This is a genomic window from Pseudomonas mohnii, from assembly GCF_900105115.1.
Lineage (GTDB): Bacteria > Pseudomonadota > Gammaproteobacteria > Pseudomonadales > Pseudomonadaceae > Aquipseudomonas > Aquipseudomonas mohnii.
On record NZ_FNRV01000001.1, the window covers coordinates 2605050 to 2629049 of the forward strand.

Annotated in this window: 22 protein-coding genes; 12 read left to right on the forward strand and 10 right to left on the reverse strand. The window is 61.0% G+C overall.

Annotated elements, in window-relative coordinates; translation table 11 throughout:
- Positions 1 to 21: 21 nt before the first annotated feature.
- The 3 genes from BLV61_RS12160 to BLV61_RS12170 are packed head-to-tail and all read right to left on the reverse strand — an operon-like array spanning position 22 to position 1703.
- Positions 22 to 639: a DUF4136 domain-containing protein gene (locus BLV61_RS12160; protein WP_047537024.1), complete on the reverse strand. Its 618-nt coding sequence runs from the start codon at positions 637 to 639 to the stop codon at positions 22 to 24.
- A gap of 12 nt (positions 640 to 651) precedes the next feature.
- On the reverse strand, positions 652 to 1401 hold the full coding sequence (locus tag BLV61_RS12165; RefSeq protein WP_090465255.1) for a methyltransferase domain-containing protein: 750 nt from the start codon (positions 1399 to 1401) through the stop codon (positions 652 to 654).
- Entirely contained in the window at positions 1401 to 1703 is a 303-nt protein-coding gene (locus BLV61_RS12170) for a MazG-like family protein (RefSeq protein ID WP_090465259.1), read from the reverse strand. The genes BLV61_RS12165 and BLV61_RS12170 overlap by 1 nt, the downstream gene beginning before the upstream one ends.
- 193 nt (positions 1704 to 1896) lie before the next feature.
- On the opposite strand from BLV61_RS12170, the gene BLV61_RS12175 reads away from it, so the two are divergent.
- Both BLV61_RS12175 and BLV61_RS12180 read left to right on the forward strand, forming a co-directional pair.
- The gene (locus BLV61_RS12175; RefSeq protein ID WP_090465262.1) at positions 1897 to 2190 is read left to right on the forward strand and encodes a hypothetical protein; all 294 of its coding nucleotides are present in this window, start codon (positions 1897 to 1899) and stop codon (positions 2188 to 2190) included.
- A gap of 73 nt (positions 2191 to 2263) precedes the next feature.
- Complete coding sequence (locus tag BLV61_RS12180) at positions 2264 to 3610, forward strand: MATE family efflux transporter (protein ID WP_090465266.1); 1347 nt, start codon at positions 2264 to 2266, stop codon at positions 3608 to 3610.
- Here the strand turns inward: BLV61_RS12180 and BLV61_RS12185 are convergent.
- From BLV61_RS12185 to BLV61_RS12215, 7 genes are all read right to left on the reverse strand, one after another.
- Positions 3604 to 4479 (reverse strand): alpha/beta hydrolase, encoded by an 876-nt coding sequence (locus tag BLV61_RS12185; protein ID WP_090465269.1) that lies wholly within the window; start codon positions 4477 to 4479, stop codon positions 3604 to 3606. The two genes, BLV61_RS12180 and BLV61_RS12185, sit on opposite strands and share 7 nt — an antisense overlap.
- A 17-nt stretch (positions 4480 to 4496) precedes the next feature.
- The gene (locus BLV61_RS12190; protein ID WP_047537005.1) at positions 4497 to 5294 is read right to left on the reverse strand and encodes a DUF4123 domain-containing protein; all 798 of its coding nucleotides are present in this window, start codon (positions 5292 to 5294) and stop codon (positions 4497 to 4499) included.
- Positions 5291 to 6613 carry a type VI secretion system Vgr family protein gene (locus tag BLV61_RS12195; protein WP_090465271.1) on the reverse strand — a complete coding sequence of 441 codons (1323 nt, stop codon included), beginning with the start codon at positions 6611 to 6613 and terminating at the stop codon, positions 5291 to 5293. The genes BLV61_RS12190 and BLV61_RS12195 overlap by 4 nt, the downstream gene beginning before the upstream one ends.
- Before the next feature lie 232 nt (positions 6614 to 6845).
- Positions 6846 to 8759 carry an arginine decarboxylase gene (gene speA, locus BLV61_RS12200; protein WP_047536999.1) on the reverse strand — a complete coding sequence of 638 codons (1914 nt, stop codon included), beginning with the start codon at positions 8757 to 8759 and terminating at the stop codon, positions 6846 to 6848.
- 218 nt (positions 8760 to 8977) lie between these two features.
- The gene (locus tag BLV61_RS12205) at positions 8978 to 9349 is read right to left on the reverse strand and encodes a translation initiation factor Sui1 (protein WP_047536996.1); all 372 of its coding nucleotides are present in this window, start codon (positions 9347 to 9349) and stop codon (positions 8978 to 8980) included.
- Between the two features lie 382 nt (positions 9350 to 9731).
- Complete coding sequence (locus tag BLV61_RS12210) at positions 9732 to 10289, reverse strand: NUDIX hydrolase (RefSeq protein WP_047536994.1); 558 nt, start codon at positions 10287 to 10289, stop codon at positions 9732 to 9734.
- 3 nt (positions 10290 to 10292) lie between these two features.
- Positions 10293 to 11360, reverse strand: coding sequence for a DUF2333 family protein (locus tag BLV61_RS12215; RefSeq protein ID WP_047536993.1), 1068 nt, complete (start codon positions 11358 to 11360; stop codon positions 10293 to 10295).
- 552 nt (positions 11361 to 11912) lie between these two features.
- Between BLV61_RS12215 and gcbA the strand changes: the two genes are divergently transcribed.
- The 10 genes from gcbA to fis all read left to right on the forward strand — a co-directional run bounded on the left by gcbA (position 11913) and on the right by fis (position 23919).
- Positions 11913 to 13583 carry a diguanylate cyclase GcbA gene (gcbA, locus tag BLV61_RS12220; RefSeq protein WP_090465275.1) on the forward strand — a complete coding sequence of 557 codons (1671 nt, stop codon included), beginning with the start codon at positions 11913 to 11915 and terminating at the stop codon, positions 13581 to 13583.
- A 1268-nt stretch (positions 13584 to 14851) separates the two neighbouring features.
- Positions 14852 to 15580 carry a methyl-accepting chemotaxis protein gene (locus tag BLV61_RS32070; protein ID WP_371919886.1) on the forward strand — a complete coding sequence of 243 codons (729 nt, stop codon included), beginning with the start codon at positions 14852 to 14854 and terminating at the stop codon, positions 15578 to 15580.
- Between the two features lie 189 nt (positions 15581 to 15769).
- A complete protein-coding gene (locus BLV61_RS12230; protein ID WP_090465283.1) occupies positions 15770 to 17512 on the forward strand; it encodes a protein-disulfide reductase DsbD in 1743 nt (580 codons plus the stop codon).
- Between the two features lie 132 nt (positions 17513 to 17644).
- The gene (aroQ, locus tag BLV61_RS12235) at positions 17645 to 18097 is read left to right on the forward strand and encodes a type II 3-dehydroquinate dehydratase (RefSeq protein WP_047536984.1); all 453 of its coding nucleotides are present in this window, start codon (positions 17645 to 17647) and stop codon (positions 18095 to 18097) included.
- Between the two features lie 48 nt (positions 18098 to 18145).
- The gene (gene accB, locus BLV61_RS12240) at positions 18146 to 18607 is read left to right on the forward strand and encodes an acetyl-CoA carboxylase biotin carboxyl carrier protein (RefSeq protein ID WP_090465287.1); all 462 of its coding nucleotides are present in this window, start codon (positions 18146 to 18148) and stop codon (positions 18605 to 18607) included.
- Positions 18608 to 18624: 17 nt separating this feature from the next.
- Positions 18625 to 19983 carry an acetyl-CoA carboxylase biotin carboxylase subunit gene (gene accC, locus BLV61_RS12245; protein WP_047536979.1) on the forward strand — a complete coding sequence of 453 codons (1359 nt, stop codon included), beginning with the start codon at positions 18625 to 18627 and terminating at the stop codon, positions 19981 to 19983.
- Between the two features lie 287 nt (positions 19984 to 20270).
- The gene (prmA, locus tag BLV61_RS12250; protein ID WP_047536977.1) at positions 20271 to 21149 is read left to right on the forward strand and encodes a 50S ribosomal protein L11 methyltransferase; all 879 of its coding nucleotides are present in this window, start codon (positions 20271 to 20273) and stop codon (positions 21147 to 21149) included.
- A 30-nt stretch (positions 21150 to 21179) separates the two neighbouring features.
- Complete coding sequence (locus BLV61_RS12255) at positions 21180 to 22406, forward strand: DUF3426 domain-containing protein (protein ID WP_090465291.1); 1227 nt, start codon at positions 21180 to 21182, stop codon at positions 22404 to 22406.
- Positions 22407 to 22591: 185 nt separating this feature from the next.
- Positions 22592 to 23602 (forward strand): tRNA dihydrouridine synthase DusB, encoded by a 1011-nt coding sequence (dusB, locus tag BLV61_RS12260; RefSeq protein WP_047536969.1) that lies wholly within the window; start codon positions 22592 to 22594, stop codon positions 23600 to 23602.
- A complete protein-coding gene (gene fis, locus BLV61_RS12265; protein WP_015093301.1) occupies positions 23599 to 23919 on the forward strand; it encodes a DNA-binding transcriptional regulator Fis in 321 nt (106 codons plus the stop codon). The genes dusB and fis overlap by 4 nt, the downstream gene beginning before the upstream one ends.
- Positions 23920 to 24000: the final 81 nt, after the last annotated feature.

Consider the following 24000-nt stretch of genomic DNA (forward strand, 5'->3'; position numbering starts at 1 on the left):
AACGCTCCATAACGACAGAAGCTAACTCGGAGGATACGCCGACATTGCCTTTTCCACAGCCTCCCGAATCGCATCGGCCTGTTCCATCTGCGTGCCTTTGCGCAGGGTTTCGGCGCTGGAACTCCAGACCGGCTGGCCGCTTTGTGCGTCGAACATATCGACCTGCACTACCACGACCTGTTCCTGATAAGTACGGATGATCGGCACCGTGTTGTACATGCCAACGCCGTTGCCATAACCGCCGTGACCGCCGTAGTAGCCGCCGCCGTAATAGCCATAGTCATCCTGGACCTGGCGCAGGCGGGTTTCCAGGCGCAGGTTGGCGCTGACAAACAAGTCCGCCGGGCGATTGTCATGCAGCGGGCGCAAGCCGCGCTGATCGAGGGCATTGCTGACCGCTTCGGCGACCTGCGCCGAGTCGGCCCATGCGCTGCCCGGCGGCAGTTGCCCATTGAGCCAGGCCCAACTGCGGTAACGACCATAATCACGTGGCGCAGCCGGGTAAGCGCTGCGATCGAAGGTGTTGGCTGCCTGAGGCGGCGCCGGTGGCAAAGGGTTGGAGGTTGCCACATAGGGGTTGCTGCCCTGACACGCCGCCAACCCCAGACACAGAACTAACAACCCTGAACGACTGCTCATTTCATACTCCGATCAGACCGGCCGACAAATCCAGTGCAAATAACGCCCAAGCCCGGCAAAGCTTGGGTGACGACGATGGGCCAGTTCCATTTCCAGCAAGTCCACCAGCTCGGCGCGGGCCTGGAATTCCACCGGCATGTAATCGTGAAAAACCCGAACGCCGCTCTGGGTTTCGACTTGCCACAGACCTTCAAGTTGCGCCGCCAACTCCCGTGGATCAAGGGGCTGTTGCGGGGTCAGGCTTTGCTTCTCGCCCGCCATGTCGTTCTTGCGCATCTTGCGGAAATGGCCCTTGAGCAAGTTGCGGTAGATCAGCGCATCACGGTTATAAAAGGCCAGGGAGAGCCAGCCGTCTGCCTTGGTCAGTTGATGCAGCACCGGCAGGATCGCGTGGGGTTCGGCCAGCCACTCCAGCACCGCATGACAGAGCACCAGATCGTAAGGTTCGTTGAGTTGGCCGAGCAGATCCTGCCAGGGCGCCTGAATGAACGTTGCCGCTTGCCCGGCCTCGGCGAAGCGCTGGCGGGCGCCTTCGAGCATGGGCTCGGCGGGTTCGGCCAGCGTCACCTGGTGGCCGCGTTGTGCCAGCCACAGCGACATGTGGCCAAGGCCGGCACCGATGTCCAGTACGCGCAGCGGGCGATCCGGCAAGGTTTCGGCCAGATCCGCCTGCAGCACTGCCAGCCGGATCGCACCTTTGGCGCCGCCGTATATTTTTTCGGCGAAGCGGGTCGCCAACTGGTCGAAATGACGATCGCTCATCAGCTGAATCTCCGTTCGCTGTCCGCCAGTTTGCTGCGCACCACTTCATTCATGTCCAGACCCAACTCGCTGCACAACAGCAATAGATAGAGGACGATGTCGCCGACTTCCTGCCCGGCATGGGCCAGTTGGTCCGCCGGCAACTGGCGCGACTGGTCTTCGGTCAGCCACTGGAAAATTTCCAACAGCTCGGACATTTCGACGCTCGCGGCCATGGCCAGGTTTTTCGGGCTGTGAAATTGCCGCCAGTCATTGCGGTCACGGATGGCGTGCAGGCGTTCGGTCAGTTCAACAAGGTTCATCGGGCTCTCCTGAAGGCGTATAGCTTCGGGGGGATGGCGGATGAAGGCAAGCGGCAGTGGTGAGTCGTGGTCACGGGGTCGTTCCCACAGCGGCAAGACAACCCTCTATGCTTGTGGGGAACCCGGCACCGCAATCGACAGCCCAAGGCTCAAGTCCGGCAACCCCGCCTTTCATTATCAGGACGCTCATTCCATGCAGGTAGAAGGTTTTTTCGAATGGCTCGGCCAGGCCCTCGGTTCCGTCATCCGTTTCATCGTTGATGGCCTCAGCGGCTTGTTCCAGATGATGAGCCGCGCCAGCAGCAATTTTGTCGAAGGCTTGTCCCGCGCCCTGGGCATGGACACGTCGATCATCAGCATCGCCACGCTGATCCTGGGACTGGTGCTGTTGTGGTCGGCGATCCGCGCGTTCATGAGCGCCTCGTTCATCATGGGGATCATCTGGTTGATGCTGGGCCTCTGGTTGTTGAGCTGGGTGGTTCACTAACACCCTCGCTCCTACAATGGATCGCGGCAATCCAAAATGTGTCGTTACAATGCCCGCTCCTCAAGGAGCCTGCATGCCCAAGCTGATTGCCGACTGGCGCGACCGCCCGACCCATCGCCGGGTCTGGGCGCTGGCTGCGCCGATGATCCTCTCGAACATTTCCGTTCCCCTGGTGGCGCTGGTCGACAGCACCGTCATCGGCCACCTGCCCCACGCCCATCAGCTCGGTGCCGTGGCGGTCGGGGCCAGCCTGTATACCTTTCTCGCCTGGGCCATGGGGTTTCTGCGCATGGGCTCCACCGGATTCGCTGCCCAGGCGGCCGGGCGTGGCGATGGCGCGGCGCTGCGACAGATTTTATTGCAAGGGTTGCTGTTGGCCATGGGACTGGCCGTGGTGTTGGGTGCGCTGGGCGTGCCGTTGAGTGGCGTCGCCCTGCATTTCATGCAGCCGTCGGCGGAACTGGACCAAATGACCCGCGAGTTCTTCCACACGCGGCTCTTCGGCCTGCCAGCGGCGCTGGCCAGTTATGCACTGGTCGGCTGGTTCCTCGGCACGCAGAACGCCCGCGCGCCATTGGTGATTCTGCTGAGCACCAACCTGGTCAACATTGCGCTGAATCTCTGGTTTGTCCTCGGCCTGGAATGGGGCGTGGTCGGTGCCGCCCGTGCATCCGTCATCGCCGAGTGGACCGGCGCCCTGATCGGCCTGCTGATGACCCGCCAGGCCCTGCGCGCCTATCCTGGCCACATCGCCTGGGCCGCACTGGCGCTGTGGCAAAGCTGGCGACCTCTGCTGGCGGTCAATCGCGACATCTTCATCCGCAGCCTGGCCCTGCAATCGGTGTTTTTTCTGATCACGGTGCAAGGTGCACGACTGGGGGATGCCACCGTCGCCGCCAACGCCCTGTTGCTCAACGGCCTGCTGCTGACCGCTCATGCACTGGATGGTCTGGCCCACGCCGTCGAGGCCCTTTGTGGCCATGCGATCGGGGCTCGTGACCGCGATGCCCTGCGCCGCTCATTGGTGGTGGCTTGCGGCTGGTCGCTGCTGGCGAGTCTCGGTTTTGCGGCGTTGTTCCTGTTTGCCGGGCATCTGTTCATCGAGATGCAGACCGATATTCAAAGTGTGCGCGACACCGCGTTCATCTATCTGCCCTATCTCGCTGCGCTGCCGTTGATCGCGGTCTGGAGCTACCTGCTCGATGGCCTGTTCATCGGCGCGACCCGCGCCCGGGAAATGCGCAACGGCATGCTACTGACAGTGGCGTTGCTGGTGCCGTTCGGTTGGGCGTTGCGAGGTTTCGGCAACCATGGCCTGTGGATAACCTTCCTGTTGTTCATGGTGTTGCGCAGCCTGACCCTGGGCGCGATTGCCTGGCGTCTGCGGCGAAACGATGGCTGGTTCACCCGCGCTCACTGAGACGGAGTCGTTCTGACGAACGAAGTGACCTCGTCCAGCACCGGCGCCAGACCGCGCATGGGCCGCGACAACGCCGCCACCAGCGTGGCGTGGCCGGTGCGGGAGAAATAAAGATCCTGCACCGGCACACCCGCCTCACGCAGCCTGAGTGCCAGACCGCCGGTATTGCGCGTCGGATTGACCACCTCATCGTTCGTCGATGCCATCAACAGCGCCGGTGGTGCACCGTGACTGACGTGATTGATCGGTTGCGATTGCGGCGGTGAGTCTGGCCAGAAAAACACCGGGCGCACCTCCGGATTCTTGATCGGCAGGAAATCATAGGGGCCGGCCAGACCGATCCAGCCGCTGAGATCGTGCGGCGACAGGCCTACCGCCCCCAGCAGTCCGGGGTCCAGTGCCAGCATCGCAACGTTGTAGGCGCCGGAACTGTGGCCCATCAGGTATAGACGCTGCGGGTTGCCGGAATACTGGCGGATGTGATCATGAGTCCAGGCCACCGCCCCGGCGGCGTCTTCGAGAAACAGCGGATAACGCACCTGCGGGTACAACCGATAGTCCGCCAGCACCGCGACAATCCCTCGGGATGCCAGCGCCTCGCCGACAAAGCTGTAGTCGCTGCGTGAGCCACTGTTCCAACTGCCGCCATAGAAAAACACCACCACCGGCGCGTTGGCCATCGGATGACGCGGCACATAAACATCGAGCTTTTGCCGTGGATCGCTGCCATAGGCAATGCCCTCGGTCCGGTCGAACGTGCCGTCGGGCGTCAGGGCGTTGAGCATTTTCAAGGGCGAACAGGCAGTCATCGCGAGCAGCGACACAGCACCCGCAATCAGGCCTATCAACCGCCAAATCCTGCTCGCCATCAGTGTCGTACCTTCTATCAGGGGTGCTGGTCTTGCCAGCGATTGCGCAGGCGTTCGAGGCGTTCTTTCTGGGTAGCGCCCGGCAGCGGCAGGTCGGGCACGGCCTGCGGGTACTGCAAGCGTAGCCATAACCAGCCATCGAGCACCGCGCGCTCGCTGAACCCCAGTTTCAGCCCTTCCTGGAGATGGGACCACAGCGTGCGGTAATCGGTGCCGGTGGACTTGCACCATTGCCAGGTGTGGTGCTCCAGCAGGCAGGTTTGCAGCCTTGCCTTCTGATGGGGACTGAGTGCCTCTTCGATCGCCAGCGGGCTGACGGCAAGCCCCGGATTGAGCAGCCGTTGCCAGCCCTGGCTGCCGTTGGCCCGATCCGCCCAGGTGCCACCGAACCAGCGCAACTGGCTGATCGGCCCCAGCCAGCGACTCAGTTCCCCGGCATCGCAGGCATCGAAGAAGTAACTGGCGGTGCAAGGGTTGTAGTAACTCAGCAAGGCGCGGTGATGCGCGCCGAAACCGACCGTGAGCATGCGCCGCAAGTGCGCCAGCAAGGCCGATGCCGATGTCTCGCTGATCAACAGCAGGCCACGCCAGTACCGCGCATCGCGCTGGCACGCCCGGGCGAGAATCGGACAGCTCCGCAGATCGATCAGGGCCGGACCTTGCTCGCGCAGCGCATGCCACTCCGTGCCTTCGAACAGCCAGAACCACCGCGCATGCGCAAACCGGTGCGGCAGGGCAGTGCCCGCTTGTGGCACACCCGGTGTATCCAGCAAAAACCAGTGCGGGGTCGATTCGGGCATCTCGACGGCGATCATGCCGCACCACTCTGGCCAAGCCGCAACGCCGCCCGACAGGCACAAAAAGCCTGTTCACAATGATTGAAACTGCCGCCCCCGGGAAGCAGGCACAGCAACAACAAGGGTTCTCCAGAGCACAACCAGCCCTGAATACCTTCGGGCGGATCGTCGTCGATAGAGAGCGAGCCGGGTGTCTCGACCGCTTCGGGCATCTGCATCGGGTTAAGAACGCCGATAATCAATGGTTGATCCGGATCGCCTTCGATGAAACTCACCACCACTTCCGTGCCTTCACTCAAGCGAGCGACGTTTGCCGCTTCCAGCTCCGGTGATATCGGCAGCCAACAGTGACTGGGCGCTGCCCCCTCGCCTTGATAAAGCCAGTCAAATTGCACCGCCACAGGCCTGGACGGATCGGGCAGGGGCTCATCGACGTCAACAATCCAGGCCCGTTGCAGGCTGTGCATGACCGGTTTGCGTGCAGAATGAGGCGACTCGAACGACACCTCCCAACGCATCGCACGCACCTGGTTGCTGTAGGGAACGTCCGGGTCCTGACGGCCCTGATGCTCGACATGGGTCAGCAACCACGATCGATTCCACTCGGCCACCGGATGTTCGGCGAGCGGCATCATCTGCCCGCTGCGCAGTGTTGGCAGATCCGTGTGACATTGCGCGCGCTGCACTGCACTCTGCGCGCATTGCCGAACCTCGAAACGACGCACCGCCGGTTGTTCGCCATCGCTGTTGAACAACGCCCTTTCGCCACGAGAAAAACACCCCCGACCATCGGAAAACACCACGCAGTGTCCTCTCGGCCGATGTTCGAAGTGGTAGTGCAGCCGTTCTTGGGCACACAGGCGCTGAACGAATTGCAGATCCGATTCCCGGTACTGCGTACAGAAATCACGAGGCGGGTAATCACCGCCCAGTTCGAAGCGCCGATTCGGACCGACGATGCCGTGCTCCTTGAGCACCTGATCGAGGATTTGCGGCACCGAGCGGGCACTGAAGATGCGTTGGCTGGAACGCTGGGAAAGGCAAGCCAACCGTGGGCCCAGACGAACATGACAGAGCCTGGCCAGCGGCCCGTGGTCGCGCTGGACCAGCTCATGCAGCTGTCCGTGCACACGGTTTCCCGATGGCCCGAAATGCAGGGAGGCCGAACGGTACAACAGGCTGGAGAGGTCAAGGCTCAAGTCATCGATCAGCAACTCAATGTCAAACACGAATGGCTCGCTGATGGACTCTCTACCGGTAAAGGCCAGGACCTCGAAGGCGTCGGACAGACCAGCTACGTCCAGACGAAATGCAGGTTCGTTGACTGGATCGAACATCGGCGATTCTCTACAGGAGGGGCGGTCGAGGATTCTCGCCGAGAGACATGGCCGAGTAGAGAGGCGAAGTACAACTTAGGAAATGACCTACGCGAAAAGAGGACTAAATGGCCTGGATGGGCGAGGACGTAGGTCGTTTCGCTTAGAGAAAGAGAGGTGTCGCACCAGGTCATCTGAAGTTTCCGCAGCGTACGGTAAATTTTCAGACAACCTGATGAGAGCGGGGCTTACCTCAAGAAGACAGGTAAGACGAACGGGTCAGGCCCAGACGCAGCGCATCGAGGAACTGGGTGCGCTCGCTGGCACTGATGCGGGCACTGGCGCACTTGTCGCGATAGTGGGTCATCAGTTCTTCTGGCGACAGGTGCACGTAACGCAGCATGTCTTCGATGGTGTCGTGGGTTTCGATACCCGCGTGATACACGCTGCCGTCGGCGTTCTGATAGATGTTCACCGAGTCGGTGTCACCGAACAGGTTGTGCATGTCGCCGAGAATTTCCTGATAGGCGCCGACCAGGAAGATGCCCAGCAGGTAGTCTTCACCGTCCTTCAGCGCGTGCACCGGCAGACTGGTTTCGATGCTCTGCTCGTCGACGTACTGCTTGATCTTTCCATCCGAGTCACAGGTCAGGTCCTGCAGCACGGCGCGACGCAGCGGCTCCTCGTCGAGGCGGTGCAGCGGCAGGATCGGCAAAACCTGGCCGATGGCCCAGGTGTCCGGCAGGCTCTGGAATACCGAGAAGTTGCAGATGTACTTGTCGGCCAGCTTGTCATTGAGTTCGTCGAGCACCTGGCGGTGGGAGCGCTGGCGCGCCTTCAACGAGTTGTGCAGGCGACGGCACACGGCGAAGTAGCATTGCTCGGCCAGGGCTTTTTCCGCCAGGGTCAGCTTGCCGTCGGCATACTGGGAGGCCACATCGCTCATGTAGTGCGTGGCGCGCCAGTAGGTTTCGGTGACCATTTCAATATCGGTCGGGCCGAGCAGGTCCACCAGCCACTGCACGGTTTCCGGCAGCGCTTCCTTGTTCTCGATCTGCGGCACGTCGTCGTTGTGTTTCTCGACGTCGGTGACCTGTACCACCAGCATTGCGTGGTGCGCCGTCAGGGAACGGCCGCTCTCGGAGAAAATGTTCGGGTGCGGCAGGCTCTGCGCGTCGCAGAACTCCTTGAGCATGCCGACCACGACACCCGCGTAATCGTCCATGTCGTAGTTGATCGAACTGGCGTTACGCGAGTGCGTACCGTCGTAGTCGACGCCCAGGCCGCCGCCGACGTCGATGTGATCCACCGGCAGGCCGAGGTTGCGCAGTTCGCCGTAGTAGCGAATCGCCTCCTTGAAACCGTGCTGGTAGTCCGCCAGGTTGGCGATCTGCGACCCCATATGGAAGTGCAGCAGGCGAATGCCTTGATCCAGGCCGGCAGCACGGAAACGCTCGACCACCGACAGCAACTGCGCCGCCGACAGACCAAACTTGGATTTCTCACCACCGGTGTCCGCCCACTTGCTCGACGCCAGGGAGGACAAACGCACGCGCAGACCGACCTGGGGCTTGACCTTGAGCGACGCCGCTTCTTCGATCACCAGGCCGACTTCGGACTCTTTCTCGATCACGATGAACACGTTGTGGCCGAGCTTCTGGCCCATCAGCGCCAGACGGATGAACTCACGGTCCTTGTAGCCGTTGCAGACGATGGTGCCGCCCTTCGGCGCCAGTGCCAGTACCGCCAGCAGCTCAGGCTTGGAGCCGGCTTCCAGGCCGATGGAGACGTTCTGGGTAGCGATGATGTTTTCGATCACCGCTTCCTGCTGGTTGACCTTGATCGGGTACAACGCGGTGTATTTGCTTTGGTATTCCAGGCGTTCGATGTTGGCGTCGAACGCACCGGTCAACTGACGCACGCGGTCTTGCAGAATGTCCGGGAAACGGACCAGCAGCGGCAAGGACAAGCCGCTTTTACGCAACTGGTCGACTTGCTCGAACAGGTCGATAGGCGCGCTGCTCGGGCCGTTCGGACGAACTTCGACGCGACCGGCGTCGTTGATCGCGAAATACCCGGCCCCCCAATGGCGAATCCCGTAAACACTGCGGCTGTCCGCAACTGTCCATTGGCTGCCATCGTCTTTGCGTGTGCGTCGTACGGACATCGAAGTCCCCTATAAAGAAGTCATAGTGCGTCGCCTGGATTCAGGCCGGCGCAGTCTAAAGAATGAAAATGACGGTTCGTCAACGAGGGGTAGACCCCGTCGACGGCAGTGAGTTTAGAAACCGGTCATGAACAGGCTCTGTGAAAACCATGATGACGACGCCAGACCTGACGTTCATCAGGACCGGGTCAAGCCACGGGTGGTTTTCACAGAGGCTGCTAGCCGCCGGATTTCTTCGCTTTGAAACCGTGCCTGGTCAACTCGGCCAAGAGTAGCTCGACATGGTCGCCCTGGATTTCAATGATCCCGTCTTTCAACGCCCCACCGGTGCCGCAACGTTTTTTCAACGTCGTGGCCAGCTCCTTGAGCGCGTCTTCAGCCAGCGGCACGCCGGTGATGGTCGTCACCGTCTTGCCGCCACGGCCCTTGCTTTCGCGACGCACGCGAGCGATGCCGTCGCCGGCCGGAATAACGGTCTGTTTGCAGATGCAGGCGTCCACCGGTTTACTGCAATCCGGGCAATGACGACCTGCGTCGGTGGAAAATACCAGGCCACCGAGGGCGGCGAAGGATGCGGCTTTTTTGGCCACCGGCAATCCTCTTGGGAGGACAAAGACTGGTCGCAGCACTTGGGAAGGCTATCGACCGCGAAGCCCCACTCAGGCAGGGGCAGCGCTAATGAAACCGTAGAACATTCATTTCACCGCAGGAGCTGGCTTGCCAGCGATTCACGTCAACGATAACGCGCGGCATCAGGCAGCATGCGTTGTCCTTGCGTTTTTCGCGAGCGGGCTCGCTCCTACATTTACATCACTGTAGGAGCTGGCTTGCCAGCGATTCACGTCAACGATAACGCGCTGCACCAGGCAGCACGCGTTGTCCTTGCGTTTTTCGCGAGCAGGCTCGTTCCTACAAAAGGTCGCGCAGTGTAACGGCAAAAACGCCGATTGCTAAGAGCCAATCGGCGCCAATTTATAGCTCTTTTGCGACGTCGCCGCCGCGGGCCCTGAGATAGCGTTTCAGCGCGGCCAATGAGTCCGGGCAATAAGGCTTTTCGTCGATTTCCCGAAGCACTTCGTCGATTGGCAGAAAACGCGCCTCAAGTACCTCCTCCGGTTGCAGGACCAACGGACCGTCCCACACCGCCGAAAACGCTGAACACCAGAGCCGGTTGCCGGTGTCTTCGAAGAAAAAATGGTCATGGGCGGTCAATTCCACACCGCTCACGCCAAGCTCTTCTTCCAGCTCGCGGGCCGCCGACTCGGCATAACTTTCGTCGGCCAGCACCATGCCGCCCGCCGCCACGTCCCAATATCCGGGATAAATCGCTTTGCTCAGGGTTCGACGGTGCACGCAAAGCTCACCGGCGGAATTGAACAGCATGATGTAGGTGCCCCGCCCGATCAGCCCGCGCTCGCGCAGATCGGCACGCACCAGGGCTCCGAGCGGGTTGTCCTGCTCGTCGACCCAGGCGATCTGTTCAGCATCCGAAGCTGCCCGGTGGGCAGCCTCCTTGGCACTATCGACCATGACTCAGCCCTGATTCAGCAGTTGACGCAAATCGATCACCGCCGCATTGGCGCGGGAGATGTAGTTGGCCATGACCAGCGAGTGGTTGGCCAGCACACCGAAGCCGCTGCCATTGAGGATCATCGGGCTCCATACCGGCTCCTGCGAAGCTTCCAGTTCACGGATGATCTGGCGCACGCTGACCGTGGCGTTCTTCTTCGCCAGCACATCGGCGAAATCGACCTCGATAGCGCGCAGCAAGTGCGACAGGGCCCAGGCCTGACCACGGGCTTCATAGAATACGTTGTCGATCTGCATCCACGGGGTTTCGACGATTTCTTCGTCAACCTGCGGCGCCACACCCGGCGCCACGACTTCGGTTTTCAACGCCGTGTTGAGCTTGACTCGGCCGACGCTGGCCGACAGGCGTTGCGACAGCGACCCCAGGCGAGTCCCGACGTCACCCAGCCAGTTGTTCAGGTTGTCGGCACGGGCATAGAACAGGGCCGTCTTCTGGCTCGGATCAGACAGGCGCGCCTGATAGCGACTCAGGGAATTGATGCCTTCCTGATACTCGGACTCACTGGACGGCAACACCCAGCTCTTATTGTCGAAGTTGAAACGCGGCTCGGCCTTGGCCAGATCGGCGTCTTCAGTGGACTGCGATTGCGAACGGGCGAAGTCCTTGCGCATTGCACGACTCAGATCACGCACCTGGACCAGCACGCCATATTCCCAGCTCGGCATGTTGTCCATCCACAGGCCCGGCGGGAAACGGTCGTTGGAAATGTAGCCGCCCGGTTTGTTCAGCAATGTACCGGCGACGGTCTTGAGGGTTTCGACCGTGGTATAGCCGACCACCATCTGCTTGCCTTCTTTCTCGGCCGCCATTTGGGCATTCTGCTGCACCGGAAACAGCGATGGCTCCTGGCTCCAGTACCAGCCCAGAATGCTCGTTACCACCAGGTAGATCACTACCAGTGTGAGCAGCGCCCGACTGAACAACAGGCCGCCCAGATAACTGCGGGTAGCCGACTTCGGTTCAGCGGCACGTTCAGGCGCGCTACCGGCGCGGTTCTTCCAGTCCAGCATGGCGATATCCTTTCAATCACTTGGGTTCATCGGTTCGACCACAACCATACAACAACGTGCCTTGGCCCGGCACCCGCCGTTGGGTTTATCCCGAAAAATACCGCCTGAAACGGCGGCAAACCCTTGCTCATGAACTCAAGCGCCCCGCCACTCACTACAGGTCGATGACAGCCATTGAAATTTGCCGCACCTTGGCCGTCACAAAGACTCAAGCCGTCCACCGGAGTTTTGCGGATGTCGTATAGGGGAATCCCTGAACCCTATCAGGCAAAAAGCCCTTCCGGGTCAGGTCGGCGAAAAATCAGAAAAAACCCGACAGAAGCGGCCCGGCGCCCAGCCGGAAATAGCTGAACGACAGACAAGTAAAATCCTGAAAGCGCCTGTTCACCGGGCCTCCGCAGGAACCAAGAGTCTCTTAAGGACCAATCGGTCGTAAACTGAATGAGTTCGCCTTGCAGATTATTGACGTACAACACTCATGCAATCGAAAAGAGGTGCTAGCATAGAGCCACCAGTCGACCCTCAGCGTGCACCCTAACTAGTAGTCAGGATATGACCGAGCCAGAAGACCCCAGCCGCGAGCGCCTCAAGCATCACTTTGCCCAGCGGGTAATTCATCAAGCACGTCAGATTCTTGAGATATGGCAGCGCCTGCAGCGCAGCGAGTGGTCGACCAATGACCTGTCGGAACTGAGCGAGGCCAATCTGCGCCTGCTGCGTTTCGCCGAACGTTTCGAGCAACCGGAACACACGCAACTGGCACGCCATATCAGCCAGTCGCTGGAAGCTGTCGACGCCAATCGCGGACGACTGAGCAGCGGCCTGATCACCGACCTCAATCGCTTGATGCAGCGCCTGTCGCGTACCGGCCTGCGTCATGGCGATCAGCTCGACCAAACCTTTCTGCCACCCCTGCGCAAGCCGATCTACGTGATGCTGCAGGATCATGACCGTGGCGAACGTCTGGCCAAACAGCTTGAGTTCTTTGGCCTCAGCGCCCAGTCCCTGGACAGCGTGGCGGCGTTTCGCGCCTCGATGGTCGAGCGCTTGCCAGCGGCGATCGTCATGGACGTGGATTTCAGCGGCCCCGGCATCGGCCTGAAACTGGCCGCCGAAGCCCAGGAAGGCCTCGATCATCGTTTGCCGCTGTTGTTCTTCAGCCTGCACGAAACCGACACCCCGACTCGCCTCGCCGCGGTGCGAGCCGGCGGCCAGGAGTTTCTCACCGGCACCCTCGAAGCCTCGAGCCTGCTCGAGAAAATCGAAGTCCTGACCTGCGTCGCCCAGTACGAGCCTTATAAAGTGCTGATCATCGACGATTCCCGCGCCCAGGCGCTGCACACCGAACGCCTCCTTAATAGCGCAGGGATCGTCACCCGGACCTTGATCGAGCCGATCCAGGCCATGGCCGAGCTGGCTGACTTTCAACCGGACCTGATCATCCTCGACATGTACATGCCGGCGTGCACCGGTACGGAACTGGCCAAGGTGATTCGCCACAACGACCGTTACGTCAGCGTGCCGATCATTTACCTGTCGGCCGAAGACGATCTGGACAAGCAACTCGACGCCATGAGCGAAGGCGGCGACGACTTCCTGACCAAGCCGATCAAGCCCCGGCACCTGATCACCACCGTGCGCAACCGCGCGGCACGGGCACGCAACCTCAAGGCTCGGATGGTCCGCGACAGCCTCACCGGGTTGTACAACCACACCCACATTCTGCAATTGCTCGAAGACTGCTCGTTCCGCGCCCGCCGCGAGAACAAGCCGCTGAGCTTTGCGATGCTCGACATCGACCACTTCAAACGGGTCAATGACAGCCACGGCCACCCCATGGGCGACCGCGTGATCAAGAGCCTGGCCCTGTTTCTCAAACAACGACTGCGCAAGACCGACTTTATCGGCCGTTACGGCGGCGAAGAGTTCGCCATCGTCATGCCCGACACTGACCTTGATGCGGCCTACCGGGTCCTCGATGAAATACGTCAGCGGTTTGCCGAAATTCATTACCCCGCTCAACCCCATGATCTTTGGTGCACCTTCAGTGCCGGGGTGGTCGAGTTGTGCGAAGACTCGGACAGCCTGTTGATGGCCAGCCAGGCGGACGAGGCGCTCTATCGGGCCAAAGACGCCGGACGCAATCGCGTACAGGCGGCCAGGACGCCAAAGCAAAGTGCCACCTTTTCATCGCAAATCACTCCATCAGTCATAACCCTGTAACAGAAACGCAATAAATTCAGGCGCTTATCATTCTGCCGTTGGTAGACACGATGCGTCTGAAGCTGCTGACCAATCTCAATACCCTTCTTTTAGTCGCCGTCTGCGTAGCCCTTGGCGCGACACTCTGGTGGTCGCAAAAGGCCCTCGAGCGCCCCTATCTGTTGATGGAGCGATACCTCGGCCTGTCCCAGCGGTTTCAAAATGAAGTCGCGCGCAACGTCGAAGACTATCTCGCCAGCGGCGATGCCCTGCGCTTGAGCAGCGCCAGCCAGGCGATCGATGGTTTACAGAACGAACTCGGCGAATTGCCGCCGGCCTTGGCCGAAACCTTGCGCCCCAGCCTGTCGACCCTGGACGAGTTCAGCAAAACCGACCTGCTCGCCGCCGGCAAACTCGCGGGAGACCCGCAAGCCCTGTTGCTGCAAGCCGAACGGGAACTCGGCGCCAGCCTTGACCAACTCAGCCAGTACGCCAGTGGCAACGCGGCTTACCTGACACCATTGCTCGCCGCCGCCCAGCACCTGGGCAAACTTTCCCTGGCCCGCGACAAACTGGTCAGCAGCGGCCGCAGCGAACTGGCTGCCGATGTCGAGCGCGAAGTCGCCAACATCCGTGCCCAGGCTGAGCAGCTGGATGCCCTGCCACTGCTGGGCGTGGCCGTCAGCGCTGAATCGAATACGGATGATTTCGCCGCCATGATGGGGCTGGAAAACACTGAAAAAGCCGTTGCGGAAGATGCCGGCGTCGGCCTCAAGCGTGAACTGAACAGCCTCCTCACCCGCTACCCGGCGGAACTGGCGCGTACCCGCGAGCAGATCCAGAAACGCGCCGACCTCAGTGCCGCGACCCACCTGAAAATCACCGCCGTACAGCAAGCGATCGCCGGTCTTGAGCCCGTGGTACGCGCCCAACACGGACAGATCCAGAGCGAAGTGCGATTGATGCAAGGCGTGATGATCGGTCTGATTTTGCTGATCGCCCTGCTCATCGACACCCTGCAACGCAAGCTGGCCCGAACCTTGACCAACCTCGCTCCGGCCCTGTCCACCTGGGCCGAAGGCGATTTCAGTCGCGACATTCAATTGGGCAAAACCAACCGCGAACTGCAAGACATCGAAGCCTCGCTCAATCGCCTGCGCGCCTATCTGGTGGATCTGGTGGGCACCATCCGCCTCAACGCCGAGCAGGTCGCGGGCAGCAGCCGAACCCTGGCAGAGTTGAGCAATGACCTGCACAGCGGCGCCGAACATCAGGCCGGTGACACGGCCATGATCCGTGATTCGCTCAGCGAACTGGAGGCGACCATTCAACAAGTGGCCGGCGATGCCAGTCAGGCTGCCGATGCCAGCCGCCACGCTGGCCAGGCCGTCGCGCACGGGCAGCAAGTCATCGGCCTGAGCCTCACCGGCCTGCATGCGCTGGTGGGTGAAGTGCAGGGCAATGCGCAGATGATCGAACACCTGGCCGAGGAATCGGCCACCATCGGCGGTGTGCTGACCGTGATCCGCTCGATTGCCGACCAGACCAACCTGTTGGCCCTGAACGCGGCCATCGAAGCGGCTCGCGCCGGGGAAATGGGGCGCGGCTTTGCCGTGGTGGCCGAAGAAGTGCGCTCTCTGGCACAACGCACCGCCGGCGCCACGGGAGAAATCCAGACCCTGATCGCCGGCCTGCAAACTGCCGCGCGGCAATCGGTCGAAGGCATGCGCGCCCAGGTCGAACACGCCGAAGCCACCGCCAATCAGGCCCAGGCGGCCGACGGTGCGCTGGATAAAATCGTCGGAGCGATCCAGACCATTTCCGAGACAGCCGTGCGCATTGCCGATGTCACCGCCCAGCAGAGTGGCGCTGTCAGCGAGATCCGCGATCACAGCGAGCGGATTCACCAACTGGGTGGGGATAACTTGCTGCGCATTGGCGAAGGGCGAGAGCAAGGGGAGAACCTGCTGGTGTTGGGCGGGCAACTGCATACGGCCGTTCAGGCGTTCCGCGTCTGACAGATTGCCATCGCGAGCTGGCTCGCTCCCACTGGATTCTTGGCAGTACACAATGTTTGTGCTCACTGAAGATCACTGTGGGAGCGGGCTTGCCCGCGATGGCGTCAGTTCACTCACCACACATCCGTGGCTCTGCACACCGAACGACTGTCCGCTATCATGCCCCCAATTCCGATACGCGAGATTGTCATGCGCCGTTTGCTCTGCCTGCTGCTTTTAGTGCTCGCCCTGCCGGCCACCGCCACCGGGTTGCTGGAGAGTCGGCCCAGTTCGACGCTGGGTTCGATCAACAACAGCGCCGATTTCCTGCCGGTGCGCGAAGCCTTCCAGCTCAGCCTGGTGGAAAGCACGCCGCAATCGATCAAGTTGCGCTTCGTGGCCACCGAAGGTTATTACCTCTACCGCCACCGCTTTCAGTTTCGCGCCGATCCAGCCGATGTCGTCCTCGGCACTGCACGACTGCCGGACGGGCAAAAGAAGCATGACGAGTACTTTGGCGACGTCGAGGTCTACCACGGCATTCTCGACGTGGAACTGCCGCGCACTGATCAACGCGCCTTTACCCTGGCCGTGACCTATCAGGGCTGTGCCGATAAAGGCCTGTGCTACCCACCCGAGACCGAACGCCTGAACATCAACGGCGACGGCGCAACGACAGCCCGTGACTGGGGCTGGCGTGAACTGGCGCTGTTCTTTCTCGCGGGCCTGGGCCTGACCTTTACTCCCTGCGTACTGCCCATGCTGCCGATTCTTTCCGGCGTAGTGTTGCGCGGTCAGGTCGGTGGCTGGCGCGGGTTCAATCTGTCGTTGGCGTATGTACTGCCGATGGCCACCTGCTTCGCCCTCCTCGGTGCCTTGATGGGATTGTTTGGCGCGCAGCTCAACTTGCAGGCACGCCTGCAATCAGCCTGGGTGCTGGTGCCGTTCGCGATGTTTTTTGCCGTGTTCGCCCTGGCGATGTTCGGCGTGTTCGAACTCAAGTTGCCACACGCGATCAGCAGCCGACTCGATCGCATCGCCGGACGCACCGAAGGCGGTTCGTTGTGGGGCGCCGCCGTGCTGGGCGTGGTCTCGAGCCTGCTGGTTTCACCTTGCGTCTCGGCACCTCTGGCCGGCGCGCTGCTATACATCAGTGCCAGCGGCGATGCCTTGGGCGGGGGCCTGAAACTGTTCATGCTCGGCCTCGGCATGGGTGCACCGTTGCTGCTCGTGGCCACGGGGGGAGCCGCCTGGTTGCCGAAGAGCGGGCCGTGGCTGGTCTACGTGAAAAACGCGATTGGCGTATTACTGCTCGGGCTGGCGATCGGCCTGTTCAGCCGCGTCATGCCCGGGCAGGTCACCTTGCTGTTGATCGGCTTGCTGGCCGGTGGTGTCGGCCTGTTCATGGGCGCGCTGGAGTTCGTCTACAAACCGCCTCGAAAACGCCTGGGTCAATTGCTCGGGTTGTTTCTGCTGTTTTATGCGCTGGCCTGCTGGTATGGCGCGTTCAGCGGACAGACCGATCCGTTCAACCCGATCGGTCAGACGCGCACGGTTGCCGGCAACCCGCCAGCGCCCAACAGCAATGCATGGCAGACCGTCAGCACCCCGGCCGACCTCGACCGCGCACTGGCCGAAGCCCGCGCGTCGGGCACTCCGCTGCTGCTCGACTGGTACGCCGACTGGTGCATCAGTTGCAAAGTCATCGAACACGAAGTGCTCAACGACTCCACGGTTGTTGAACGGCTCAAGGGCTACCGGCTGATTCGCTTCGACATCACCGCCAGCAATGCCGAGCAACGCGCCCTGCTCGACCGCTACAAACTGTTCGGGCCTCCGGCACTGATGTTTTTCGGCAAGGACGGCATCGAACGTGCGCAAGTACGGGTGATCGGCGAGATCAATGCGCCGGACTTCGCCGAACGTGTTGCCAGGGCGAATGACCAGATTTAATCAAGCGGTCATATAACTCGCGCAAACATCGGGCATCGTGCTGGCTATTGCAGAGAACTGGACAGTCACAAAGGCTTTGCGGCATAGTCGCCGGGTTCTGACCATTGCACACGGATAACAAAGGAACAGCCGATGGCGACCCTACTGGTTCTGCACGGACCCAACCTGAACTTGCTTGGCACCCGTGAACCGGGCACCTACGGCGCCACGACACTGGCGCAGATCAACCAGGACCTGGAACGCCGGGCCCGTGAAGCCGGCCACCATTTGCTGCACCTGCAAAGCAATGCCGAGTACGAATTGATCGACCGCATCCACGCCGCTCGCACTGAAGGCGTGGATTTCATTTTGATCAACCCAGCAGCTTTTACACATACAAGTGTCGCATTACGTGACGCGCTGCTGGCGGTGAGCATCCCATTCATCGAAGTGCATTTGTCTAACGTGCACAAACGTGAACCTTTCCGCCATCACTCTTACTTCTCCGACGTAGCGGTGGGAGTGATCTGCGGCCTTGGCGCCAGCGGTTATCGACTGGCCCTGGAGGCCGCCCTAGAGCAGCTTGAAAGACAGGCAACAGCTTGAACAACAAGCGTTAAACGCCCCTGACCGACCCTTGGGAGTTGATGATTCATGGATATCCGTAAAGTTAAGAAACTGATCGAATTGCTGGAAGAGTCCGGCATCGACGAGCTCGAGATCAAGGAAGGCGAAGAGTCCGTACGCATCAGCCGTCATAGCAAGACCCCGGCTCAGCAGTATTACGCACCGGCTCCGATGCATGCCCCAGCTGCCGCGCCTGTCGCTGCGGCTCCGGCTGCCGCTGCCGCCTCTGCTGCTCCGGCCGCACCAGCGCTGAACGGCACCGTTGCCCGTTCGCCGATGGTCGGCACGTTCTATCGCAAGTCTTCGCCAACCTCGCCGTCCTTCGTTGAAGTCGGCCAGACCGTGAAGAAAGGCGACACCCTGTGCATCGTTGAAGCCATGAAGATGATGAACCACATCGAAGCTGAAACCAGCGGTGTGATCGAATCCATCCTCGTCGAAGACGGCCAGCCGGTTGAGTACGACCAACCGCTGTTCACCATCGTTTGAACCGCGGAGAGCCTTTGATGACTGCGAAGTTGGAAAAAGTTCTGATCGCCAACCGCGGTGAGATCGCACTGCGGATTCTGCGCGCCTGCAAAGAGATGGGCATCAAGACCGTCGCCGTTTATTCCAAGGCTGACAAGGAACTGATGCACCTGGGCCTAGCAGACGAGTCCGTCTGCATCGGTCCTGCATCGGCCGCCCAATCTTACCTGCACATCCCGGCGATCATCGCCGCGGCCGAAGTGACCGGCGCCACCGCCATTCACCCAGGCTACGGTTTCCTCGCGGAAAACGCCGACTTCGCCGAACAGGTCGAGAAATCCGGCTTCGCCTTCATCGGTCCGAGAGCTGAAACCATCCGCCTGATGGGCGACAAGGTTTCGGCCAAGCACGCCATGATCGCCGCCGGTGTGCCTACCGTTCCGGGTTCCGACGGCCCGCTGCCGGAGGACGAAGAAACCGCCCTGCGCATCGGCCGTGAAGTCGGTTACCCGGTGATCATCAAAGCCGCTGGCGGCGGCGGTGGTCGCGGCATGCGCGTTGTGCACAAGGAAGAAGACCTGATTTCCTCGGCGAAACTGACCCGCTCCGAAGCGGGCGCAGCGTTCGGCAACCCGATGGTCTATCTGGAAAAATTCCTGACTAACCCGCGCCACGTGGAAGTCCAGGTACTTTCCGACGGACAGGGCAACGCCATCCATCTGGGCGACCGCGACTGCTCGCTGCAACGCCGTCACCAGAAAGTTCTCGAAGAAGCGCCGGCACCGGGCATCGACGAGAAGGCTCGCCAGGAAGTCTTCGCCCGCTGCGTCAAGGCGTGCATCGACATCGGTTACCGTGGCGCAGGCACTTTCGAGTTCCTGTACGAAAACGGTCGCTTCTACTTCATCGAGATGAACACTCGTGTCCAGGTAGAGCACCCGGTATCGGAAATGGTCACCGGCATCGACATCGTCAAGGAGATGCTGAGCATCGCCGCCGGCAACAAGCTGTCGTTCACCCAGGATGACGTGGTCATCCGCGGTCACGCGCTGGAATGCCGGATCAACGCCGAAGACCCGAAAACCTTCATGCCGAGCCCTGGCACGGTCAAGCATTTCCACGCCCCGGGCGGCAACGGCGTTCGCGTCGATTCGCACCTGTACAGTGGTTATGCCGTTCCGCCGAACTACGATTCGTTGATCGGCAAGCTGATCACCTACGGTGCAACCCGCGACGAAGCCATGGCACGCATGCGCAATGCCCTGGACGAGATCGTGGTCGACGGGATCAAGACCAACATCCCGCTGCACCGCGACCTGACTCGCGATGAAGGCTTCTGCAAAGGGGGCGTGAACATTCACTACCTCGAGCACAAGCTGGCGGGCGAGAAGCACTAAGCTTCGACCTCATCAACAAGGCCGCCTTCGGGCGGCCTTGTTGTTTCCGGATATTTCATTTAACGAATCACCACCGACCCTGTGGGAGCGGGCTTGCCCGCGATAGCGGTGTATCCGTCTACGATTGATATCGGATGTACCGGCCTCATCGCGAGCAAGCTCGTTCCCACAGGGTATGTGTTGATGCTCGGGCCAACCCACTCCCACAAACCCCCCGCGCTCGCGTAAACTTGCGCGCTTCTCGCAGCCCGCTAGGCTGCAATCAATATTTTTCAAAGGTGCCCGCCATGCCTTGGCTGCAAGTCCGTCTCGCCATCAGCCCAGAACAAGCCGAAACCTACGAAGACGCTTTCCTTGAAGTGGGCGCCGTGTCGGTGACCTTCATGGACGCCGAAGATCAGCCCATCTTCGAACCGGAACTCAATACCACACCACTTTGGTCGCACACCCACCTGCTGGCCCTGTTCGAAGGCGGCACCGAAGCTGCCAGCGTACTGGCCCACCTCGAGCTGCTGACCGGCAGCCCGTTGCCCGAGCATCACAGCGAAGTCATCGAAGACCAGGACTGGGAACGCAGCTGGATGGATAACTTCCAGCCGATGCGTTTTGGCCAGCGCCTGTGGATCGTGCCGAGCTGGCACGCCGCCCCCGAGCCTGAGGCGGTCAACCTGTTGCTGGACCCGGGCCTGGCGTTCGGCACCGGCACCCACCCCACCACCGCGCTGTGCCTGGAATGGCTCGACGGCCAGGACTTGAAAGGTTGCAATGTGCTGGACTTCGGCTGTGGCTCGGGGATTCTGGCAATCGCCGCCCTCCTGCTGGGTGCGAAGGAAGCCGTGGGCACCGACATCGACGTTCAGGCGCTGGAAGCCTCCCGCGACAACGCCGGACGCAACAATATTGCCGAAGAGCTCTTCCCGCTGTATCTGCCGGAAGATTTGCCGCAGGTTCAGGCCGACGTGCTGGTCGCCAATATTCTCGCCGGCCCGCTGGTGTCGCTGGCACCGCAGCTGTCCGGACTGGTCAAGACGGGCGGTCGCCTGGCGCTGTCGGGCATCCTTGCCGAGCAAGGCGAAGAAGTGGCCGCCGCCTATGCCAAGGACTTCGACCTGGATCCGATCGCCAATCGCGATGGCTGGGTGCGCATCACCGGCCGTCGGCGCTAGAATGAGCCTCTGCATAATCCGGATCGCCGCATGACCGACAGCTTCGTCACTCAGTGCCCGCATTGCCAAACCAGCTTCCGCGTCAGCCATGCTCAGTTGAGCGTGGCTCGCGGCGTTGTTCGCTGCGGCTCATGCCTGCAGGTGTTCAATGCCGCCAAGCAGTTGCTTGAGCAGGCCGGCAAGGAACCTGTCGCACCGGTCGTCCCGGCCATCGTCGAAGCACCGCCACCCGCAGAACCCCGCGCCATCAGCCAAAAACAATGGACGGCCGCCGAGCTGGACCTCGACAGCCTCGATCTCGACGAAGAGCTGGCCCGACTCGAGCAACGGGAAATCCAGCCGACTACGGAGTTCACCCGGCATCGCGAAGACACGCTCAGCGCCCGTCGCGACACCGGCGAGACCGAAGAGCCCTGGTCCGACAGCCTGTTCAGCGAATCGGCTGCCGATCGTGCCCAGACCGAAGAAGAGGATTTGCCGGAACCGGAGCAGGTCCCGAACAAACCCTCGCGCACTGAACCTTCGCTGTCCCTGGAGCCCGTAGAACCGGAGGACGAAGCAACACCGCCACAACTGCGCCTGCACGACCCGCTCGACACACCGGTTCATCATGAACGCCTGTCGGCCACTGCAAGCGACGAACATGACGACGACCTGCCCTCGATCGAGCCATTGCGCAAGCGACGCGAACGCAGTGAACCCGGCGTGCGCACCGACGTGTTGCAAGACCTGACCGATGATCCGCTGCAACTGGACTGGCAACAACGTCGCTCCCCGTGGGGTCGCCGACTCTTCTGGCTACTGCTGATCGTGCTCGGCGCTGGTGCGCTCGTCGGCCAGTACGTTGCTTACCACTTCGATGAACTGGCACGTCAGGACCAATACCGTCCGTGGTTCCAGCAACTGTGCCCGCAAATCGGCTGCACAGTGCCATCCAAAGTCGACATCGCGAAAATCAAAAGCAGCAACCTGGTGGTGCGCAGTCACCCGGAATTCAACGGCGCCCTGGTGGTCGACGCGATCATCTACAACCGCGCGCCTTTCTCCCAGCCATTCCCGTTGCTGGAACTGCGCTTTGCCGACCTCAATGGCCATCTGATTGCCAGCCGTCGCTTCAAGCCCGGCGAGTACCTGAGCGGCGATCTCGAAGGCATGGCCGAAATGCCCCCGCAGACACCGATCCACATCGCACTGGACATTCTCGATCCAGGCGCCAAAGCGGTGAACTACAGCCTCAGCTTCCACTCACCGGAGTGAAACGGTTCACCGATCCTGAATTGACGACAACTTTCTGACTTTACCCGCCCGGACCAAACCGCTGGCGATAACAGAATAACTGTTCAGATTTTGTTCAATTCAGCCTTTATCCAGTCATCGAGAGCGGGTATCATGCCAACCCTTTTTCGAACTCTCATGATCCGGCCCCACAACAGGGAAGTCCTATGTCGGCGGTACGCATCGGCCCATACACATTACACAACGGCTTGATTCTCGCCCCCATGGCGGGCGTCACCGACCAACCCTTTCGTCAGCTGTGCAAGCGACTGGGCGCGGGGCTAGTAGTCTCCGAAATGGTCACCAGCGACATGAGTTTGTGGAACACCCGCAAGTCGCGCATGCGCATGATCCACGAAGGCGATCCCGAGCCACGCTCGGTACAGATCGCCGGTGGTGACGCACAGATGCTGGCGGATGCGGCCCGGGCCAACGTCGAGCTGGGCGCACAGATTATTGATATCAACATGGGCTGTCCGGCAAAAAAAGTCTGCAACAAGGCTGCCGGCTCCGCACTGTTGAAGGATGAGGCATTGGTTACCGAGATCCTGCAGGCCGTCGTGGCTGCGGTTGATGTGCCGGTGACCCTGAAGATCCGTACCGGCTGGGACCGGGACAACAAGAATGGCCTGACCGTGGCGAAGATCGCCGAACAGGCGGGCATTTCGGCGCTGGCGGTCCATGGCCGCACCCGTGCCGATCTGTACACCGGTGAAGCCGAGTACGACACCATCGCCGCGATCAAGCAGGCGGTGTCGATGCCGGTCTTCGCCAATGGCGATATCGACTCGCCAGAGAAGGCCCGATACGTGCTCGATGCGACCGGTGCCGATGGCCTGCTGGTTGGTCGGGCTGCCCAGGGACGGCCATGGATTTTTCGCGAGATCGACCATTTCCTGCGAACCGGCGAGAAGCTCCCGGCGCTGGAACTGATCGAAGTGGAACGCATACTGCTAGAGCATCTGGCTGCGCTTCACGCCTTCTACGGAGACGTGATGGGCGTACGCATTGCTCGAAAGCATGTGGGCTGGTATCTCGCAACCTTGCCGGGCGCCAGGGAGTTTCGCGCCCACTTCAATCGTTTGGAAGATACGGAAGCACAATGCGCCAACGTTCAGGGCTTCTTCGCAGAACGTTACAAGAGCCTGACAGGGGACGGAGAGGGGGTGGCCGCATGACGATGATGACCGAGACTTTAGTGAGTGGAACAACACCCGTGAGCGACAACGTGAATTTGAAACAGCACCTCAATACCCCGAGTGAAGAAGGCCAGACCCTTCGCGGGAGTGTCGAGAAAGCGCTGCACAATTATTTCGCCCACCTTGAGGGCGCTGCCGTCACGGATGTGTACAACCTGGTGCTCTCCGAAGTCGAGGCTCCCCTGCTCGAGTGCGTGATGAACTACGTCAAGGGCAACCAGACCAAAGCCAGCGAGATGCTCGGGCTGAACCGAGGCACGCTGCGCAAGAAACTCAAGCAGTACGATTTGCTGTAAGCATTCAATCAAACCAGAAAGGCGCCCGCGTAAAACCGGTCGCCTTTTTTGCTGACTCCTTTGCTTTTGATGGAAATTGAA

Coding starts and splice junctions, on each gene's coding strand:
- BLV61_RS12255 (WP_090465291.1), top strand. CDS start 21,180: ATGACCGACAGCTTCGTCACTCAGTGCCCGCATTGCCAAACCAGCTTC.
- BLV61_RS12195 (WP_090465271.1), bottom strand. CDS start 6,613: ATGTTCGATCCAGTCAACGAACCTGCATTTCGTCTGGACGTAGCTGGT.
- BLV61_RS12165 (WP_090465255.1), bottom strand. CDS start 1,401: ATGAGCGATCGTCATTTCGACCAGTTGGCGACCCGCTTCGCCGAAAAA.
- BLV61_RS12215 (WP_047536993.1), bottom strand. CDS start 11,360: ATGCTGGACTGGAAGAACCGCGCCGGTAGCGCGCCTGAACGTGCCGCT.
- dusB (WP_047536969.1), top strand. CDS start 22,592: ATGTCGGCGGTACGCATCGGCCCATACACATTACACAACGGCTTGATT.
- fis (WP_015093301.1), top strand. CDS start 23,599: ATGACGATGATGACCGAGACTTTAGTGAGTGGAACAACACCCGTGAGC.
- BLV61_RS12160 (WP_047537024.1), bottom strand. CDS start 639: ATGAGCAGTCGTTCAGGGTTGTTAGTTCTGTGTCTGGGGTTGGCGGCG.
- gcbA (WP_090465275.1), top strand. CDS start 11,913: ATGACCGAGCCAGAAGACCCCAGCCGCGAGCGCCTCAAGCATCACTTT.
- accB (WP_090465287.1), top strand. CDS start 18,146: ATGGATATCCGTAAAGTTAAGAAACTGATCGAATTGCTGGAAGAGTCC.
- BLV61_RS32070 (WP_371919886.1), top strand. CDS start 14,852: ATGATCCGTGATTCGCTCAGCGAACTGGAGGCGACCATTCAACAAGTG.
- BLV61_RS12180 (WP_090465266.1), top strand. CDS start 2,264: ATGCCCAAGCTGATTGCCGACTGGCGCGACCGCCCGACCCATCGCCGG.
- accC (WP_047536979.1), top strand. CDS start 18,625: ATGACTGCGAAGTTGGAAAAAGTTCTGATCGCCAACCGCGGTGAGATC.
- BLV61_RS12185 (WP_090465269.1), bottom strand. CDS start 4,479: ATGGCGAGCAGGATTTGGCGGTTGATAGGCCTGATTGCGGGTGCTGTG.
- BLV61_RS12210 (WP_047536994.1), bottom strand. CDS start 10,289: ATGGTCGATAGTGCCAAGGAGGCTGCCCACCGGGCAGCTTCGGATGCT.
- BLV61_RS12230 (WP_090465283.1), top strand. CDS start 15,770: ATGCGCCGTTTGCTCTGCCTGCTGCTTTTAGTGCTCGCCCTGCCGGCC.
- speA (WP_047536999.1), bottom strand. CDS start 8,759: ATGTCCGTACGACGCACACGCAAAGACGATGGCAGCCAATGGACAGTT.
- prmA (WP_047536977.1), top strand. CDS start 20,271: ATGCCTTGGCTGCAAGTCCGTCTCGCCATCAGCCCAGAACAAGCCGAA.
- aroQ (WP_047536984.1), top strand. CDS start 17,645: ATGGCGACCCTACTGGTTCTGCACGGACCCAACCTGAACTTGCTTGGC.
- BLV61_RS12190 (WP_047537005.1), bottom strand. CDS start 5,294: ATGATCGCCGTCGAGATGCCCGAATCGACCCCGCACTGGTTTTTGCTG.
- BLV61_RS12175 (WP_090465262.1), top strand. CDS start 1,897: ATGCAGGTAGAAGGTTTTTTCGAATGGCTCGGCCAGGCCCTCGGTTCC.
- BLV61_RS12170 (WP_090465259.1), bottom strand. CDS start 1,703: ATGAACCTTGTTGAACTGACCGAACGCCTGCACGCCATCCGTGACCGC.